This is a genomic window from Streptococcus suis (assembly GCF_002964045.1).
Classification (GTDB): Bacteria; Bacillota; Bacilli; order Lactobacillales; family Streptococcaceae; genus Streptococcus; species Streptococcus suis_U.
This window is the reverse complement of record NZ_POPB01000113.1, coordinates 1-288: the sequence shown is the minus strand read 5'-3', so window position 1 is coordinate 288 and position 288 is coordinate 1. Positions and strand designations below refer to the sequence as shown.

The window sequence follows — 288 nt, the reverse complement described above, 5'->3', positions numbered from 1 at the left end:
TCCCAGTAAAGAGCTTTGAATCGGTCTTTTCGACCTCCGCAGAAGAGATAGACCTGACCTGAAAAGGGATCCAGATTGAATTGACTTTTGACAAGGTAGGCGAGAGAATCAATCCCTTGACGCATGTCCGTTTTACCGCAAACCAAGTAGACTTGTCCTAAATTACTGAGTCGGATGGTCATAGTGCAGTACCTTATCCAAGATTATTTCCATTACTTCATGGTTGATAGATTGGAAAAATGTGACTTCCACCTTTCCGAGGCGAATTTTCATCAGAATATCGTTTCT

1 protein-coding gene is annotated in these 288 nt (G+C 42.0%); it reads right to left on the bottom strand.

Features of this window, described 5'->3' with window-relative positions:
• Nucleotides 1–182 (bottom strand): IS66 family insertion sequence element accessory protein TnpB (gene tnpB / locus C1E99_RS00485; RefSeq protein WP_105206301.1); only part of this gene is annotated, 182 nt, incomplete at its 3' end.
• Nucleotides 183–288: the final 106 nt, after the last annotated feature.